Source organism: Pseudomonas sp. NY8896 (assembly GCF_039634505.1).
In genome coordinates, this window is record NZ_CP132350.1 from 3,992,189 (window position 1) to 4,008,688 (window position 16,500).

The following is a 16,500-nucleotide window of genomic DNA, read 5'->3' on the forward strand; positions in this document are numbered from 1 at the left end:
TTGTTATTGCTTACTCCCAGAGCGTACCGGCCTTTTTTCTGCTACTGAGGGTACTGAAAGTTGTGAAAGCCCCGAAAGTTCTGATTTCCACGAATATCCTGCATATTCTGGAAGCCCTGAAAACCCTGGAAGCTCTGAAAACTCTGATTACCCTGAAAACTCTGATAACCCTGAAAAGTCTGGAAGCTCTGAAAGCCCTGAGATCCCTGAGATCCTTGATAGCGCTGCGAATGAGACCCCGGATTTTTGACAAACGAATTTCTACGAACAAGATGGCCGTAAGTTGTTTCCAGCACTTTTACTTTATTAAATACTGATTCACGAATCCGGTAGCTTTCTTTGACGCGTCTGTCAGTGCCACGCCAGAGGTTAACGACTTCCGCTCCCGCCTTCAGTTCTTTGAATTTTTTTACATATACTCCAAACACGTGCGGAGTTGACCCATTCCGTTCACGACTACTTGTTCTCCTTGCATAATGCCAAGCCAATTTTCTGTCTTGCGTAAAGTAAAACCCCTTGCCATGATGAACCGTAGGACGTGACTTGAGCTGAACGCCACTTAACAACGAGCTTTGATGTTTTAGCGTACTACCATGATACCCTACAAAATCATAGCCTGGGGGCACTGGGCCATGCCCGCTGGGATCTTTTAAATTTATTGGATCCCCTTGGCAATATCCATATGAATTCAATCCACCATACCCGAACGGACTTACACTGTCCGGAGAACCAAATCGCATCAGAGCAGGGTTAAATAATCGATAACCGCTCCCAAGCAGATAACTACAGGTACACGGGTCTAGTCGCTCGCCGTTAAAACCGAGCAAACTCGTTGACCGAGGAACGAAACCATAAGGCGAATAAGGAAAAGCACCAGACATCGGTCTGCTACGTGACGTGTCAAATAACGTTCCTAGCGTAGGTGTCACGATGATTCCCCACCTCCAGCTTTACACAAGATAATCATGGCTAATGGTAAAAATTTCTACTGGCAAAAATGTTAGGCTCAGGAGCGGCCTTGTGTCGCAAAATGCCTCACCCACGTCGACCGCACCGGTGCCGTTGAACCTGTTTCACGGCTGCTGATTCTGGCTCAAATACTTGTCCACCGTCGCCTTGCCATCCGCTGGATCCCCCGCCACCTGCCACAACCGCCGCTCGATCCCCTGCGCCAGCAAATGCCCCACCGCCGCTTCGATCGCCGACAGCACGCACAGCTGCGCCGGTTCGTTGGTGGTGTACCCCACCTCGGCCTCCAGCAGCTTCTTGAATTCAATGAACTTGAACACCCCGGCACTGCGCCCAACCGAGTAGATGGTCTTGCTGGTCATCACGTTGGCCAGCACCTGGCCGGTGCGTACGTCCACGGCGCGCAGGTTCACGGTCACCTGGTCCACCCGATACTCGCGGGAGATGTCTATCCCCAGGTAGCGAGCCCCCTCGCCGCCGCTGCGCACGTTGGTGTCGTAGGCGATGATGCCGCCTTCGAGCATCAGGTTGGCGGCCTGCAGCGGCGGCAGCTCGCCCATGATGTTTTCAGGTACATCCGGTTTTTTCTGCGAAGCACGGATGATCTTGCGCTCGGTCAGCAAGTTCTGCAGGCCTTCACGCTCCAGCACCACGAACCAGCCGCTGGCGCTCAGGGCGTCCATCAGCATGCTGGCCGCACCCTGGGTAACGCTGGTGGAGAACGAGCTGGCCGGGGTCGGCTTGTACTGCCCGGTCTGATCGCGGAAGCCGTAAACCACGGCCATCAGGCGGCCTTTGGGCCGTGGCATGTTGATCAGGTCGTAGTAGGTCGAGGCCCGTGGGGTCAGGGTCGGGGTTTCCGAGTCCTGTTCGGCCGACATGGGTTCGCGCAGGCTGCAACCCGTTTGCAGGCCAAGGGCGGTGAGGATCAGCAGCGTGCTCAGCAGACGTTTCATGGTGTTCTCTCCCCAACATAAAAGCCCTTCCCTCTCAGGGGTTCAGGCCGCTGACCTCAATGATCGAAATTTCTCCTGTGGCGCGATCGGTGACCTTGATGCTCAAGGCCCCGGAATCGTCGATGACGTCGATGAGAAACGCATCGGTCGCCATGCTGCCGGTGCTGCCGTTGCTGATGTTGTCCAGCAACTGCGACAACATCCGCGACTCCAGCTGGTTGCTGAAGCGCTCCAGGGCTGTGGTGCCGGTAAAGGCCGAGGCACGGTCCTTGAGGTCGGGGTCGTCGTAGTCGTTCTGCGCCTGGGCGTTGTTCAGCAGCCAGGTGCCGTTCAATGGGTTGCCGCCAAACGCCGGGTTGACCGGGGTGTACACCAGCTCGGTGGCCTGGGCAGCAAACGCGCTGGCCAGCAGGCAGGCGGCGATGCAACGTGGAATGCGGTGGTTCATAGCTCGTCCCTCTCCAAGTCGGTGGTGTCCTGCAGCAGGCGTTGCAGCTTGCGTTGAATGATTTGCTGCTTGACCAGGTCGGCGGCGGCAACGGCCTCGTCTTTCAGTTCGGTGGTGTTTGGTGGCAGGAAGCGGCGGTACATCACTTCACGCTCGAACTCCACGGTGACCAGGCTGCCCCAGCGGGCATCCGGGCGTTCGCGTACCACCAGGTTGAAGTCCAGGCGGCTGGTGGCGCGCAGGCGGTCGGCGAAGTAGTAATAAAAGTCGTGGCCGATGTGCGAGATGGTGTTGTCGACGATAAAGCCTTGCATCTCGTCTTCATTACCGGCCTTGGCCGAGGTGGCCAGCAACAGCAGGCTCAGGCACAGCGCTGCCAGGCTGTTCATGGCGTGTCTCCCGGGCCGCTGTGGGTCTGCACACCGCCGGCACTTTCGCTGAAGGCCTGCTCGGCGACGAACTGCCAGTCGCTGTAATGCTCCAACCCCTCGAAGCCTGTCCATTCGGCGCTGAAGCCACTGCGTTTGAATGGGGTGGCGTCCGAACGGCTGTGCACGCCGGTGATGCGGCCGTCGATCGAGCGCAGCAGGCCCCACTCGTCGCTGTTGGTGATGGGGTCGGGGTACAGCCTGCGAATGTGCCGCCTGGCCTGGGGGAAACGGTTGTCCTGCAACAGGTCGGCCAAGTCCTGCGGGTACTGGGCCAAACCCGGCGAGGCGCGATAGTAGCTGCGCAAGGCCTGGGCGTACTGGCTGCCCACCCACAGCAGTTGGCGTTCGCGGTCACGCTGGGCGGCGCTGGCCCAGATCGTGCCGGTAGCGGCCAGGGCCACGCTGCTGACCGCAATCAGCAGCAGCACGCCCAGGTAGGTGAAGCCGCTTTGGGCCTTACCATTCAGCGAAGAGGCTGCCATCACGCGCCCTCCCTGTGGCACCGCTCTTGATATCGGCCACGCCGCCGGCCACGCCTTCGGGTGGTGGCACCAACTGCCAGGCATCGCTGCGTTCGGTAATAGGGTCGACCGGGGTGTTGCGCAGGTAGCGTTGCTCCACCAGTTGCTCCAGCGAGTCCGGGTAATGGCCGGTGTCGCCGTAGTAGTGGTCCAATGACTCGCGCAGCACCGCCAGGCTCTGGCGCAGGGTGGCCTCGCGGGAGCTTTCCAGGCTGTTGAAATAGCGCGGCATGGCGATGGTCATCAGCGTGGCGATGATCGCCATGACCACCAGCAGTTCGATCAGGGTGAAGCCTTTGCTGCGTTTCATGGCTGTCACCATTGCCCGTAAGGGATGCTGTTGAGGCCTTTGCCTCGAGCCCTGGAGTACACGTCGAACACGTCTTCGCCTTCGCGCGGGTTGTCGGGGCTGCTGTCGTAGGCGCGCAGGCCCCAGCCGCCTTCGTCTTCATCCTTGGCCGCCACCAGCGGGTCGTGCGGGATGCGCCGCAGGAAGTAGAACTTGGCGCCCTTGGCACTGCGCACATCGCGCACGCCATCCACCAGTACCTGCAAGTTCGGCGGGTAGCCGCTGGCATCCAGGCGTTTCTCGATGTAGCCGGCGTCGAAGGCCCGCTTGTAGGCGTCAATGGCATCGCGAATCTGGTACAGCGCCTCGCGCAGTTGCTGCTCCTTGCCACGGCGCACCACGGTTTCGGTCAGCGGCGCGGCCATGCTGGCCAGCAGCCCGAGCAGTGCCAGGGTCAGCACCACCTCGATCAGGCTGAAGCCGTGCATACGGCGCCGGGTTTTCATGGCCGTGGGCTCCCGTTGACCGGGGCGACCGCCATTTGGCTGTCCACGACCGGTGCGTCGGTGGTTGGCGCATTGCCAGGCACGTCCATTGGTGGCAGCGGGGCCATCTGGCGTACCTGCATGGCCGACTCGGTGCCGGTGGAGAATTCCATGTCCGACGGGCTCTGGTACGGCAGGTTGCGCACGATGCGCGGGGTGATCGCCAGCACCAGCTCGCTCTTGCTCATGTCGTCCTTGTTGCTGCCGAACAGCCGGCCCAGGCCGGGGATGTCGCCAAGCCCGGGGATTTTGTTGCCGCTGGCGTTGTGGTCGTTGCGCACCAGGCCGGCCAACACCTGGGTTTCGCCATCGTGCAGGCGCAGGCTGGTTTGCGCGTTGCGGGTGTCGACCTGAACCGGAATGGTGCCCTGGCGGGTGGCTTCCAACGGTGTGGCGTTGCTCACTTCCAGCGCCACCTTGATCGCCACTTCGTTGTTCAAGTGCACGGTGGGCTGTACTTCAAGCTTCAAACCGACGTCCAGGTAGGTGACGCTTTCGGTGATCACCGGGCCCTGGGTGGACGGCACCGAGGTGGCGCTGATGATCGGCACCCGCTGGCCGATGTGGATGCGTGCCTGCTCGCGGTTACTGACGCGGATCACCGGGCTGGCCAGGGTGTTGATGTCCTTGTCCGAAGCGTTGATCTTGGCCTGCGGCGCCGGCGAGATGCTGATGCGGCTGGAGTCGATGCCCTTGAGCTGGTCGAGCACGCTGACCGGTTTGCCGTCGTTGCTCAGCACGCCGAAGGTGTTGGGCCATTGCAGGCCGAGGTCGAGGATGCGCGAGGTGGCCACTTCCATCACCTCCACTTCCAGCACCACCTCGGGGTTGGACTGGTCCTGCGATTGCAGCAGCTTCTCGGCCATGCGCACGGCATCCGGGGTGTCGCGCATGGTCAGGGTATTGAGGCGCTCGTCGACGAACACGTCGCGGGTCTTGAGCATGGTCTTGACCATGTTCAGCGCGGTGTTGGCGTCGATGCTGGTCAGGTAGAACGTGCGCATGACCAGTTCCTGGTAGTCCTTGGTCTTCTGCGGCGAGTCGGGGTAGACCATCACGGTGTTGTCGTTGACGATCTTCTGGCGCAGCTGGTTCTGCTCCAGCAGCAGGGCCACGGCGTCTTCGATGCGCACTTCACGCACGAAGATGGTGGCTTTCATGTCCGGGCGCAGGTCCTTGTCGAAAATGAAGTTGATGCCGGCGACCTGCGACAGCACCTCGAAGATGGTCTTCAGGTTGGCATCGCGAAACTCCAGGGTCACCGGCCGCTCCAGCTTGCTGCGCAACTGCGGGTATGGCTGTGCTGTGCGCGCCTGGACGTTTTCGATGTCGCTGCGCAGGGTCATGCCCTTCTGGTTCTGCGGGTCCAGGCGCAGCACTTCGCGCATGTAGCGCTCGGCGCCGAACAGGTCGCCCTGGCGCAGCGCGGCTTGGCCAAGCGCCACGCGCTCGTCGAGGGTGCGGATCAGTTCCAGCTGGCGGATGCCTTCCTGGGCGCGGCGGTTGTTCGGCTCCAGGGTCAGCACTCGGCCATAGCCCATGCGGGCATTGGCGAAGTCGTGGCGGATACGGTCGGCGTCGGCCTGGGTGATCAGCGCCTCGACTGCCGCCTGACGGCTGTGGGCCAGGGCGATGTTCAGCTCGGTGTCGCGTGGGTCATCGCGCAGGGCTTCTTCCAGGCGGGCAATGCCGGCCTCGTACTGGCCCTCTTTCATCAACTGGTCGCTGTCCTTGCGTACCGCGCTGGTACCGCAGCCGGCAATGGCCACGCACAGCGCTACGAGCAGGAACGGAGCAGGCTTGCACAGCTTCGACGACTTCATGGTGCGCTCCCTACAGACAAGGTCTGCGACTGGTGCAAAGGCAGGTAGACCAGGCTCAGCTCGCTGGCTGAAACGCGGTCGAGGCGATAGGTGTCTTCGATCACGTCGCCTTGGCGCACGACGTAGAGTTTTTCGCCGCTCTGCAAGAAGATCTGCAGGTCGTCGCGGTCACCCATGCGGCCGATGAATTCAAATGGCAGTGCCGGAGCGGTTGGCGCTGGCACTACTGCTGGCGCGGCAACCACGGGTTGTTCGGTGACGGTGGCCAGGGCTTTGGGCTTAGTCCACTGCTGGGTGGGGAACAGGTCTCTGGAGGCCTGGTCCGGCCCTTTCGCGGCCAAAGCCGCACCCGCAGAAGCGGCGCTGCCCGCAGTCTCTGTGGGAGCTGGCTTGCCGGCGACCGGGGCCAGCGCGTCTTCTTGGCCGAACCAATGGCCGGGTGCCCAGGCCAGCGCTGCGCTCACGCCGAGGAAACCGGCCCAGATGACTGCACGTTGAGTGTTCATCACGACCTCGACAGGTAAAGGGTCATGCGCAGGCGGGCATTGAGCTCGCTGTCGCCAATGCGTTTGCGTTGCAGCTCGAGGTCCTCCAGCACCAGGGTCGGCAGCTGCTTGAGCAGGCCCTTGAGGAAGCCGCGAATCTGCGGATAGCTGCCGCGCACCGGCAGCACGATCTGGTAGCGCGCCAGCTGGGTCTTGGGGTCGATGCCCAGGGCGTACTCACCACGGGCCAGGCTGATGTGCTCGGCGCTGGCCAGGTGATACAGGCGCTCGATCAGCTCGCTGGCCTGGGGCTGCCCCGGCAGTTGCTGACGCAGGGTGTCCAGGGCCTGCTGTTCGGGTTTGACGGCAATCTTCAGCTCTCCCCGCTTGACCCGCCCTACCTGCACGCTGGCGTCCGCTTCGGTGGCGCGCAGTTCGCGCACGTTCTGCCATTGCGGCAGCACCCCGGCACACGCCACACCAATGGCCAGCAGGCCTACGGCCACCGCCGCCAGGCCGACCGGGCCGACACTGCGCAGGCGCTCCTGGAGGATCAGGCTGTTCAGCGATTCAAGGGCGCGCATGGCCGGTCTCCCAAGTGGCGGTGAGGGTGAAGCGCACGGGGTGCTCAGGCTGTGCGGCCAGCACCTCGTGGTTGAGCAGCGATACATCGCTTAGCTCGTCACTGGCTTCCAGGCGCTGGTGGTACTGCAGCATTGCTTCGAGGTTGCGTGCCTCGGCGGCAATGCGCACCTGGCCCTTGCGTGCATCCGGGGTCAGGCCAAGCAACGCGACATCGTCCTGGGGCATGGCTTCGAGCATGGCGAACAGCTGCTGCCAGGGGCGTTGCAGTTGCTGCGACACACTGCGCATCTGTGCCAGACGCTCGGCTTGCTCGCGGCTGGCAGCGCTGTTTTGTGGCGCTACGGTGGCCGGACGGCGGCCCAGTTGCAGCTCAAGGCTGTGCACGCTGGCCTCCAGGTCGACCTGCTCGGCCTGCAAGCTTTGTTGCAGCAGCACCAGGCCTACGACCACGGCGCTGCCCAGAGCAAGCAGCGACCAGGCCAAAGGGCTGGTGCGCCGGGGCTGGAATTCCAGGTCGAGGCGGCGCATGTCAGGCCACCGCCCGCCACATGGCGCACAGCGGGTCGGCTTCGCTGGCCGGCTGGCACAGCTGCACCGCCGCCAGTTGCGGCACGTCGCCCCGGCCTGGGGCATGCAGGTACACTCGTGGCAGGTGCTCGCCGTACAGCTCGCAGGTGCGCTCGATCAGCGCTTGCAGGGCCTGGTCGCTGTCGGCACAACCTTGCGCCAGCACTTGCTGCCAGGCCCCACCAGCAGCCAGCAGCAGCACGCTGCGGCGCGGTTCGGCCAGCACGAACAGGAAGTCGCCTTGCTCCAGCTGCGGCGAACAACGGTTGTAGGCGGCCATCAGGTACGGCTGCACCGAACGCAGGTTCAGGCGGCTTTCCCGGCCCAGCGCCTGAAGCCGTTGCAGCAGGGCTTCGGGCAGCGCCGTGGCGATGCGGGCAGCACCGGCAGGCTCAGGCGACAGCACGATGCGCCAGTCGTCCAAGGGTTGCCCGTAGAGGTTTTCGAAGCAGGCCCGGGCATAGGCATCCAGTTCGCGGGGGTGGCCGATGGCATCGCTCCAGGGCACCAGGCAGAAGCGGCTGTAGCGGGCCGACAGCAATACCCGCAACTGGGCGCCACGTACGGCATGCTCGGCCAGCAGCGCGGCCAGCGCATCAACGGCGGCTGCCCAGGCCGGTTGGGCGGCATCGCAGCTGAACTCACGGCTACCCAGCCATTGGTGGTGGTTATTGTGCCAGCGACCCAGGCCGACACCCTCGGCGCCCAATACAGCGCAGAAACGATCAGATGAATGTGACACGGTTGATCTCCTCAAGGGTGGTACGGCCATCGCGGACCAGGTCCAGGGCCGAGGCCCGCAGCAGGCGCAGGCCGCGCTGGCAGGCAAGCGTCTTGATTTGCGCCAGGGGGCGGCGCTCCACGATCATTTGCCGCAGGTCGTCGTCCAGGTGCAGCAGTTCGGCAATGGCGCTGCGGCCGCGGTAGCCACTGCCCCGGCATTGGCCGCAGCCCTGGGCGCGCACGAAGGTCCAACCGGCTACGGCCTCGCGGGTCAGGCCCGAGCCATACAGGGTGTCGTCATCGTGTTCGCAGGCCGTGGCGCAGTGCGGGCAGGCCAGGCGAATCAAGCGCTGGGCCAGCACTGCATTGAGCGCGGAAACGAAGCTGTAGGGGTCGACCTGCATCTGGCTGAAGCGGCCGATCACGTCGAATACGTTGTTGGCGTGGATGGTGGTGAACACCAGGTGGCCGGTGAGCGCCGACTGCACGGCAATCTGGGCGGTGTCGGGGTCGCGGATTTCGCCAACCAGGATCTTGTCCGGGTCATGGCGCAGGATCGAGCGCAGGCCACGGGCGAAGGTCAGGCCCTTCTTCTCGTTGACCGGGATCTGCAGCACGCCGGGCAGTTGGTACTCGACCGGGTCTTCGATGGTGATGATCTTGTCCACGCCGTGGTTGATCTCGCTGATCATGGCGTACAGGGTGGTGGTCTTGCCGCTGCCGGTGGGGCCGGTCACCAGGATCATGCCGTAAGGTTCGGCGGCCAGCCGGCGCAGGGCGCGCAGGGTTTCGTCGGCAAAGCCCAGGGCTTGCAACTGCACGCCGCTGACCCGGTCGGACAAGTCCTGCTTGTCGAGCACCCGCAGTACGGCGTCCTCACCGAAGATGCTGGGCATGATCGACACCCGAAAGTCGATTTGCCGATCGCCCACGGCGACCTTGAAGCGCCCGTCCTGGGGCACGCGCTTTTCGCCGATGTCCAGCTCGGCCATGACCTTGATCCGCGAAATCACCTGGTCGGCAAAGGCGCTGCCGCTGGCTTTGCCGGCACCGTTGAGCACGCCGTCGATACGGTACTTGATGGTCAGGCCCTGGCCGGTCATGCCCAGGTGGATGTCGCTGGCGTGCAGCTTGAGCGCATCGTACAGGGTGGAGTTGACCAGTTTGACCACGCGGCTTTGGTCTTCGCTGATACTGGCCAGTGACAGGCGTTGCAGCGGGTCGCTTTCGCTGCTGGCCTCGGGGTCGTGGTCCAGGGCATCGACTGCATGGAAGCTTTCTTCGTGCCGGGCCAGAAAGGTGGCCAGTTCGGCGGCGTGGGCCAGGTACAGCGGCGCGCCTTGCAGCACGTCGTCGATCCAGGCCAGGCGGGTGTGGTCGAAGGGGTCGGCGAACACGCCCAGCAACTGGCCGTTTTGCTCGATCAGCACGAATTCGCGCTTCAGGCACTGGGCCAAGGACACCTTGTCGAAGCGTGGGGTGCTGGCCAGCAGGGTGTGGCTGTCCAGTACCGGGTAGTACAGGGTCAGGCCCAGGCGGCGGGTGAAGGTGTCGGGGGTGTCGCAGGCCAGGCGTTCCAGGCAGTTGAGCAGGCGCTCATCACTGGCTTGCAGCCGGGCTTGGGCCAGCAGGTCGCGGGGGTAGGCTGAGACTGCTGCATCGAATGCTTCTGACATGGCCTGCGACTCCGCTCAGGGGCGCGTCGCAGGCTGGCTCGGCCAGGGGTGCGGGCGCCGCTATTCCCCTGTGAGCAGTTGATCGTCGTCGGGCCCTGGCGGCTTGACGCCATTACGGCGGCGGTCGGCCAATACCCAGCTTCCATCGTACAACTGCAGGGGGAACGATTCGTTCCTGTTCTGGCGTCGTTCGACGAACCCTTCTGCCGGGTTGTCCGTGGCCCTGCGCCGGCGCTCAATGCCCATCAGGTCGAAGATTGCACGGGCCAGTTCCACCAGTGGGAACGGCTTGAACAGGACATGACTCACACCCAGTTCGGCGGCCCGCTCACGCACCTCGACGGTGGGATGGGCGGTAATCAGCACGAAGTGGCATTGCCTGTTCTTGCGTACAGCCTCCAGAACCTGAAAACCCTCCATGTCGGGCAAGCGGTAATCCAGCACAACTACTTGCGGTGCCAGGCTTTCAGCCTGTTCGATACCACTGGCACCGTCGTGGGCAACATGAACTTCCAGGCCTTGCGCCTGCAGGTACGCTTGCAGGTTCTGCGCAAGAGTCTGTTCGTCATCGACTACCAATACTCTGTTCACCAAGGTCGACTCCTAAAAACTGCCCGGTTACCCGGTCTGCGAAGTGCGCCCTTAACAAGGCTTGAGCAGGCTTCGTGCCAGGCGTGAATAGTCATGTTGCACCGCTGTAAGTCACTGATTTGCCAAGGGTGCCGGCCAGCACCCGAAATACGCTGAGCACGCGCACCCAACCGGTTCCCCACAAGCGGGGGAAATGATGGCACATTGCCAAACCTTAATTCCCCAGCATTGGGGGAAACGCCATCGTGGGCCTCAGTCGGCGATCTCCACTTTAGCGGATTCGCGCAAACGTTGGCGCACGGATTGGCGCGCCTGCGCCTCGCGTTGACCGATGAGCGTAGCCCTGGCCAAGACCAGGCCCTGTTCGCGTATGACCGAAGGGTTATCACTTTGGTTCTGCGCTCCTTGCAGTCTTTCTTTGTTGGCATCATAGAATGCCTCCACTTCGCCCTGGCTCGGCGCGTCGACTGCGCTGAGCTGGGCATACACCTGCTGGGCGGCCATGTCCTGCCGGGTGTATTCAGTGTACTGTGCCCTATCGAAGCCTGCCTCTGCCAGCCGCCGTTCGAAAACCGCCGGGCTGCCAAAGGCTGCTTCCACTTCACCGACGTGCGCCGACACCCGTTCATCGCTGACGGCAATGCCTTGGCGTTGCGCTTCCTGCCACAACAGCTCCTTGTCGATCAGTTCGTCCAGCGCCTGGTCACGCAGGCGCTTGTACAGGCCTGGGTTGCGGATACTGGTCACCGCACGGCCCTGGGCGTCCAGGTACTCGCTGAAGTAGCGCTCCAGGCGCAACAGCTCGATCTCCACACCATTGACCCGCGCCGCCGGCACATCGGCCCAGCTCGCCCTGGCCAGCACCAGCAACAGGCACAACAACACGATACGCATGGCAACCTCCGCTCAGGGGGTGTCCGGCACAGGCCGGTACGGTGTGACCGCAGTAAAGCGTGGCCCCGGCAGGGCCACCGCCACCACATGGGCCCCGGCCATGCCCTGGCGGCGGCCGGGGCCGAAGCCCAGCGCCGGGGTCAGGCCGGTAGGCACATCGTGCAGGCCTTCCAGCGCAGCAATCAGCTGCTCGCGGCTGGCATCACGGCCAATCTGTTTCAGCGCTTCACTCAACAGCTGCAACGCGCACAACGTGTTGACCTGCAACGACGCCTGGCGTGGGTCCAGGCCCTGGCGCTGCTGCAGCCCGGCGAGGGTTGCCAGGCCTTGCTCGGTCCAATCCTCCGGCACGTAGGGGTAGGCCAGAAACAGCCGTTGCGACCACTGCTCGGGCACGCGTGCCACCGCACCGGCCACTTGGCTGGAAGCGGCGAACAGATAAGGCTGGCGGCCCACCGCCTGCAACGCCGCCGCCAACTCGGCGAAGGCCTGGGCGCGGCCAAGGAAGACGATGCCCTGCCCGTCCACCGCCTGGCCGGCGAACGCCTGGATGGCCGGTGGCGCCCAGCCTTGCTGCAGCAAACGCTCACGCACCTGCTCGGCCAACGCGGCCTGTTCGTTGCCGGCATACACCACGCGCAGCTCATCCGCGGCCAGCCCCAGCGTTGTACGGGCATGGCCTGCCAGGCTCAGCAGTTGCTCGGGCAGGCCGGGTAGCGGGTCGAAGATTTGTGCGCTGCCGCCGCTGCGTGGGGTGCTGCCAATCAGCGGTACGTTCTGTGGCGCCAACAAGGTCGCCAGGCGCTGGTCGAGCATCGGTGCCAATGGCGTGACCAGGGCGAACACCCGCTCTTGCTCCAGCAATTGGTGCAAGGCGCGTTCGGCGCTGGCGGGATCGGAACCTGGGTCAAGCACTACCAGTTCCAAGCGCCGGCCGTGGATGCCGCCTTGCTGGTTGAGCTGCGCCAGGCCATCTTCCAGCACGGCCTGTATCACTTGCCCGGCTTCGGCCAGCGGGCCGCTCGCGGGCAGCAAGGTGCCCAGGCGCAGCACACCCTCCTCCACACCTGGATCGCGTTCCTGGGCTAGCCGCTTCAGATAGGCGGTGAGGTTGCGCTGGTCGGCCAGGGTCAGTTCGAAGCGTGGCATGGCCGGGTCCAGGCGGTTGCCTGCCGGGTCGACGCCATGCTGGATTGCGCGGGCCAGGCTGCTGTCGGTATAGGCAGGGTAGCTGCGGCCGTTGGCCTCGCGTGTGCCCTGGCCGAGTGCCAGGCGTTGCCAGTCGAGGCTGGGCGGGCGCACACCGCCTTCGGCGCGGCCACGGCCGTCGTTGCCATGGCAGCTGGCGCAGGGCAGTACGCTGGCGGGCACCGCCATATCGCTGGCGCCGACCCGCGCTTGCAGCTGGGCGTCGCTGCTGGAGACACCTTCGCGGTAGAGGCGCTTGCCGGCTTGCTCGTGGTCGGTGAGGTCCAGTGCAGAGGCAAAAGGCGACATGCCCAGCAAGCATGCCAAGCAGATCGCAAGCCCTGTGGGAGCGGCCTTGCGTCGCAAAAGGAGCGCGCAACGCTCCCCACTTTCGGGGTCAAGGCTGCCAGTGCTGGGGCTGCTGCGCAGCCCTTTGGCGACGCAAGGCCGCTCCCACAAAGGCTGCCCCCTCAGAGGTTGACTCCACAGGGAACGCACCATGGCAATCACCGGCCTGCCAGTGGCTGAGCCAACAGCTGCATGCGCTGGGCAATCGCCGCCGGTGGCGCATCCGGGCGGATCTTGCTCCAGCGTTTGCCGGCCACGTCACCGGCAATCAGCTGAGTCGAATGCTGCTCAGGGCTGGGCAGGAACTGCCCTATACGCCCCAGCACCAGGTCGACATTGGCCTTGTCGCCGGTCAAGAACAGCCAGTTCGGCCCATCCACGCCCTGCTTCTCGGCGAACGCCTTCAATGCCTGCGGGGTGTCGTTCAGCGGGTCACTGCTGATCGACACGAAAGTCACCTGGCTGGCCAGCTGCGGCCCCATCGCTTCGCGCACTTCACGCAACTTGCGGGTAATCAGCGGACACGCGTCGGTGCAGTGGGTGAAGATCACGTTAAGCATCACCACCTTGTCCTTGAGCACGTCGCTGTAAAAGCGCAGCTCGCGGCCATTCTGGTCCTTCAACACCGTGTCGGTGAACCAGGTCTGGGCATCACGGGTGCCGCCACCACTGGTCATCGCCTGCGGCGCCGGCTGCGGCTCGGGGGCCTGTGGCGCATGGCCTTCGTGGGCGAAGGCCACCGAGGCCAGAATCCACAGGCAACCACCCAGCACCAGCCAGTCGAACCCGCGCATGCTTGCGCGGCGGGAGCTTGCAGTGCTCATGGTTGCACCTCGTGATGGTCGGCAATGGCAGTGCTCTTGGCATGCACTCGCCGGGCGCTGAGGCGGTTGATCTCTTCGATCAGTACCGCCGGGTCGGTGAAGCCGTAGTAACGTGTCCAGTGCCCACTGCGCCCGTCACCCACCAGAATCAGCGGCGGGTGCTGGCTGAGGTCGGCACTGAAGCTACCCAGGCCCTTGAGGGTCTCGGTGACGGCGTACGGGGTGCCGGTCAGCCAGCTCCAGCCCGGCCCCTTCTGGAAGGCCTTGGCGTAGTCTTGCAGGCGCTTGGCATCGTCACGCTGAGGGTCGACGCTGATCGACACCATGTGGATCTCCTCGCCTACCCGGCCACCCAGCTGCTGCTGGACCTTGCCCATGATCGACGACACCACCGGGCACACCGTGGTGCAGCTGGTGTAGATGAAGCCCATGACCACAAGGTGGTCGCTTACCAGGTCTTTCTCCAGGCGTACCGGCATGCCGTCCTGGTTAAGCAGCGAAACATCGGCAAAGCGCACGCTGGTCTTTTCCTGGCGAGCCGCTGGCGGTTGCGCGCCATGGCCGTCATGGTCGTGACCGGCGTGGGCAAGGGCCAGGTTGCTGGCAAACGCCAGGCTCAGGGCCAACAGTGTGAAAGCATGCTTGGCGTTCATCGCACATTCCTCACGTCAGTCTGGGAAGCGTTGGTCGCTGCAGCCGGCAGGACGCGCAGGCTGGTGTAGTTCTCTTCGGCAAACTTGCGCCCCAGCGAGGGCGACTGCACATGCAGGTACCAGGCGCCGGCTTCAGGCAGGTTCAGCGCCGCCTGATACACACCCTCGCCCACCTCTTGCAGCTGCAGGTTGCGCGGCATCGACGATGGCGCCAGAAAGTAGCGCAGGCTCAGGTCGTTCAGGCCCAGGCGTGGCTGGCCGTCGTCGCCGACGATACGCACCCGCGCGGTAAAGTCGCTGTGCTGCGGCAAAGGCTGGTCGAGGCCGATGAACTCGGCACGCGCGCCCTTGCGTTTGCTGGCATTGGGCGCTGCGGCCACATCGGTGCTGAAGCAATGGATGATCTGCGGCTGGTTGAGCAGGAAGGCCACGTCGAACTTGCCGGCGGCGGGCAGCTTCACGGTCGAGCCATACACCCCAGGCGCCACTTCACGCAGGCTGCGGTCGACGACGATGGCCGCGCGGGCCTGGTGGCCACGGTTGTTGTAGCCGGACATCGGCGCGTTCATGCCTTCGGCGTAGAAGTAGGTGGTGTTGTCCACCGGGTTGACCACGAACACCGAGTTGTCATCGCGTGACACCGACAGCCCCTGGGCCAGCGGCAGGTCACCTGCCTGGCGCGGCGCTGCCGGGCCGGCCTCGAAACCTTGCACGATCGGTGCACGCCCCTCGCCCAGGCTGGACAGGTTGATCATGGTGACCTTGGGCGAAGCCAGGCCACGTATGTAGGCATAGCCCTTGGTGAAGGTCAGCTGGTACGGTTCGGCCGCCACCGGGATGTGGTGGATCAGCTTGTCGGTACTGGCATCTATGACCAGCGCCTGGTTCTCCAGGGTATTGAGCACGATGCCGTAGCGGCCATCGCTGCTGAAGCGCATCGGCCCCAGGCCCTGCTCGGCCTTGACCGTGTGGCGCAGCTGATGGCTGCGGGCGTCGAAGACCCGCACACTGCCCTCCTCGCCATCGACCACGTAGACGGCCTGGGACAGCGCCGAATAGCTGACCGAGAGCGGGTGCGGGCCAACCTTGATGGTCTTGGCCAGGCGCATTTCCGGGATGTCGATGACGCTCAGGGTGCCGCTGTCGCGGTTGCTGACGTAGGCATAGCGCGAGTCAGCGCTGAAGGCGATTTCGTGGTGCCCGGTGCCGGTATTGAAGCTTTTCAGGGTGTTGCGCCCCGGCACGTCGATCACGGTTACCCCGCCTTTGGCCGGGTCGCTGCTGTTGTTGCCAACCCACAGCCGGTGTTGGTCCGGCTGCAAGGCCACGCGCAGCGGCTGGTCGCCGGCGTCCAGGTCGGCGACACGGGTGAAGGTTTCGGTGTCGATCACCGCCACCTTGCCGCGCTCGGGGATCGACACGAACACCTGCTTGTCGTCGCTGGTAGCCACCCAGTCCATGGGCCGTCCGGGCAGGTCGATGCGGGCCATGGTGCTGGTCACGCCGCCCACCGACACAGTCGGGTCGATCACGGTCAGGCTGGCGTCCTTGTTCAGCATCAGCAGGAAGTAGCTGTTCAGGTCGAGCAGCGGCCGGGCCCCGATGCTGCTCTTGAGAAACAGCGCGACCCGCGCCTTGCAGCTTTGCTCGCGGTCACCCAACGGGGCCGACTGCGCGGGGTCGATCCACGCCCCTGGGGCCATGCCCGACAGCGGCTGGCCACTGCTCTGGTCGCTGAGCTTGAAACGGATGTTGGCGAAGCTGCCTTCCTTCAGCTCCCCGCCGGCCAACGGTCGGGCTTCGAACTCCACGGTGACGCCGTCCCGGCTGAGCCGGTGCAGGGCCTGCGGGTCGGCAGGTTCCTGCAACAGCTCGCGCGGGTCGCACCAGAGCTTTTCATACGCCACGCCCAGGCCAATCAGCGCCACACCCAACATTACCCCCAAGTAAGCAGGGCGAGTCTTTTTGTTCATGCTCGCGCTCC

General features: G+C 64.1%; 19 protein-coding genes. All 19 read right to left on the reverse strand.

Translation table 11 applies throughout. From position 1 onward, the window contains the following. Positions 1-41 precede the first annotated feature (41 nt). A complete protein-coding gene (locus tag Q9451_RS17825) occupies positions 42-881 on the reverse strand; it encodes an RHS repeat-associated core domain-containing protein (protein WP_080516250.1) in 840 nt (279 codons plus the stop codon). Positions 882-1,073: 192 nt separating this feature from the next. Continuing rightward, positions 1,074-1,925: a CsgG/HfaB family protein gene (locus tag Q9451_RS17830; RefSeq protein ID WP_012272107.1), complete on the reverse strand. Its 852-nt coding sequence runs from the start codon at positions 1,923-1,925 to the stop codon at positions 1,074-1,076. Between the two features lie 34 nt (positions 1,926-1,959). After that, positions 1,960-2,373 carry a curli assembly protein CsgF gene (locus Q9451_RS17835; RefSeq protein ID WP_012272106.1) on the reverse strand — a complete coding sequence of 138 codons (414 nt, stop codon included), beginning with the start codon at positions 2,371-2,373 and terminating at the stop codon, positions 1,960-1,962. Next, entirely contained in the window at positions 2,370-2,762 is a 393-nt protein-coding gene (csgE, locus tag Q9451_RS17840) for a curli production assembly/transport protein CsgE (protein ID WP_012272105.1), read from the reverse strand. Before csgE ends, Q9451_RS17835 begins: the two co-directional genes overlap by 4 nt. Further along, positions 2,759-3,286, reverse strand: coding sequence for a type II secretion system protein (locus tag Q9451_RS17845; protein WP_012272104.1), 528 nt, complete (start codon positions 3,284-3,286; stop codon positions 2,759-2,761). The genes csgE and Q9451_RS17845 overlap by 4 nt, the downstream gene beginning before the upstream one ends. Next, positions 3,261-3,635, reverse strand: coding sequence for a type II secretion system protein (locus Q9451_RS17850; protein ID WP_012272103.1), 375 nt, complete (start codon positions 3,633-3,635; stop codon positions 3,261-3,263). The genes Q9451_RS17845 and Q9451_RS17850 overlap by 26 nt, the downstream gene beginning before the upstream one ends. Before the next feature lie 5 nt (positions 3,636-3,640). After that, complete coding sequence (locus tag Q9451_RS17855) at positions 3,641-4,120, reverse strand: type II secretion system protein (protein ID WP_012272102.1); 480 nt, start codon at positions 4,118-4,120, stop codon at positions 3,641-3,643. After that, positions 4,117-5,982 (reverse strand): secretin N-terminal domain-containing protein, encoded by a 1,866-nt coding sequence (locus tag Q9451_RS17860; RefSeq protein ID WP_012272101.1) that lies wholly within the window; start codon positions 5,980-5,982, stop codon positions 4,117-4,119. Before Q9451_RS17860 ends, Q9451_RS17855 begins: the two co-directional genes overlap by 4 nt. Next, entirely contained in the window at positions 5,979-6,488 is a 510-nt protein-coding gene (locus tag Q9451_RS17865) for a hypothetical protein (protein WP_012272100.1), read from the reverse strand. The genes Q9451_RS17860 and Q9451_RS17865 overlap by 4 nt, the downstream gene beginning before the upstream one ends. Further along, the gene (gene pilO, locus Q9451_RS17870) at positions 6,488-7,051 is read right to left on the reverse strand and encodes a type 4a pilus biogenesis protein PilO (protein ID WP_012272099.1); all 564 of its coding nucleotides are present in this window, start codon (positions 7,049-7,051) and stop codon (positions 6,488-6,490) included. The genes Q9451_RS17865 and pilO overlap by 1 nt, the downstream gene beginning before the upstream one ends. After that, complete coding sequence (locus Q9451_RS17875) at positions 7,038-7,580, reverse strand: pilus protein (protein ID WP_012272098.1); 543 nt, start codon at positions 7,578-7,580, stop codon at positions 7,038-7,040. The genes pilO and Q9451_RS17875 overlap by 14 nt, the downstream gene beginning before the upstream one ends. A 1-nt stretch (position 7,581) precedes the next feature. Further along, complete coding sequence (locus tag Q9451_RS17880) at positions 7,582-8,361, reverse strand: hypothetical protein (protein ID WP_012272097.1); 780 nt, start codon at positions 8,359-8,361, stop codon at positions 7,582-7,584. After that, positions 8,345-10,018 carry a GspE/PulE family protein gene (locus Q9451_RS17885; RefSeq protein WP_012272096.1) on the reverse strand — a complete coding sequence of 558 codons (1,674 nt, stop codon included), beginning with the start codon at positions 10,016-10,018 and terminating at the stop codon, positions 8,345-8,347. Before Q9451_RS17885 ends, Q9451_RS17880 begins: the two co-directional genes overlap by 17 nt. Before the next feature lie 60 nt (positions 10,019-10,078). After that, positions 10,079-10,612, reverse strand: a complete 534-nt coding sequence (locus Q9451_RS17890) for a response regulator (protein WP_041166482.1) — start codon at positions 10,610-10,612, stop codon at positions 10,079-10,081. 249 nt (positions 10,613-10,861) lie between these two features. Continuing rightward, positions 10,862-11,503 (reverse strand): SurA N-terminal domain-containing protein, encoded by a 642-nt coding sequence (locus Q9451_RS17895; RefSeq protein WP_012272094.1) that lies wholly within the window; start codon positions 11,501-11,503, stop codon positions 10,862-10,864. A 12-nt stretch (positions 11,504-11,515) separates the two neighbouring features. Continuing rightward, entirely contained in the window at positions 11,516-13,000 is a 1,485-nt protein-coding gene (locus Q9451_RS17900; RefSeq protein WP_080516249.1) for an ABC transporter substrate-binding protein, read from the reverse strand. Positions 13,001-13,197: 197 nt separating this feature from the next. After that, entirely contained in the window at positions 13,198-13,863 is a 666-nt protein-coding gene (locus Q9451_RS17905; RefSeq protein ID WP_012272092.1) for an SCO family protein, read from the reverse strand. Then, entirely contained in the window at positions 13,860-14,516 is a 657-nt protein-coding gene (locus tag Q9451_RS17910) for an SCO family protein (RefSeq protein WP_012272091.1), read from the reverse strand. The genes Q9451_RS17905 and Q9451_RS17910 overlap by 4 nt, the downstream gene beginning before the upstream one ends. Beyond that, complete coding sequence (locus tag Q9451_RS17915; RefSeq protein WP_012272090.1) at positions 14,513-16,489, reverse strand: cytochrome D1 domain-containing protein; 1,977 nt, start codon at positions 16,487-16,489, stop codon at positions 14,513-14,515. Before Q9451_RS17915 ends, Q9451_RS17910 begins: the two co-directional genes overlap by 4 nt. Between the last annotated feature and the right edge of the window lie 11 nt (positions 16,490-16,500).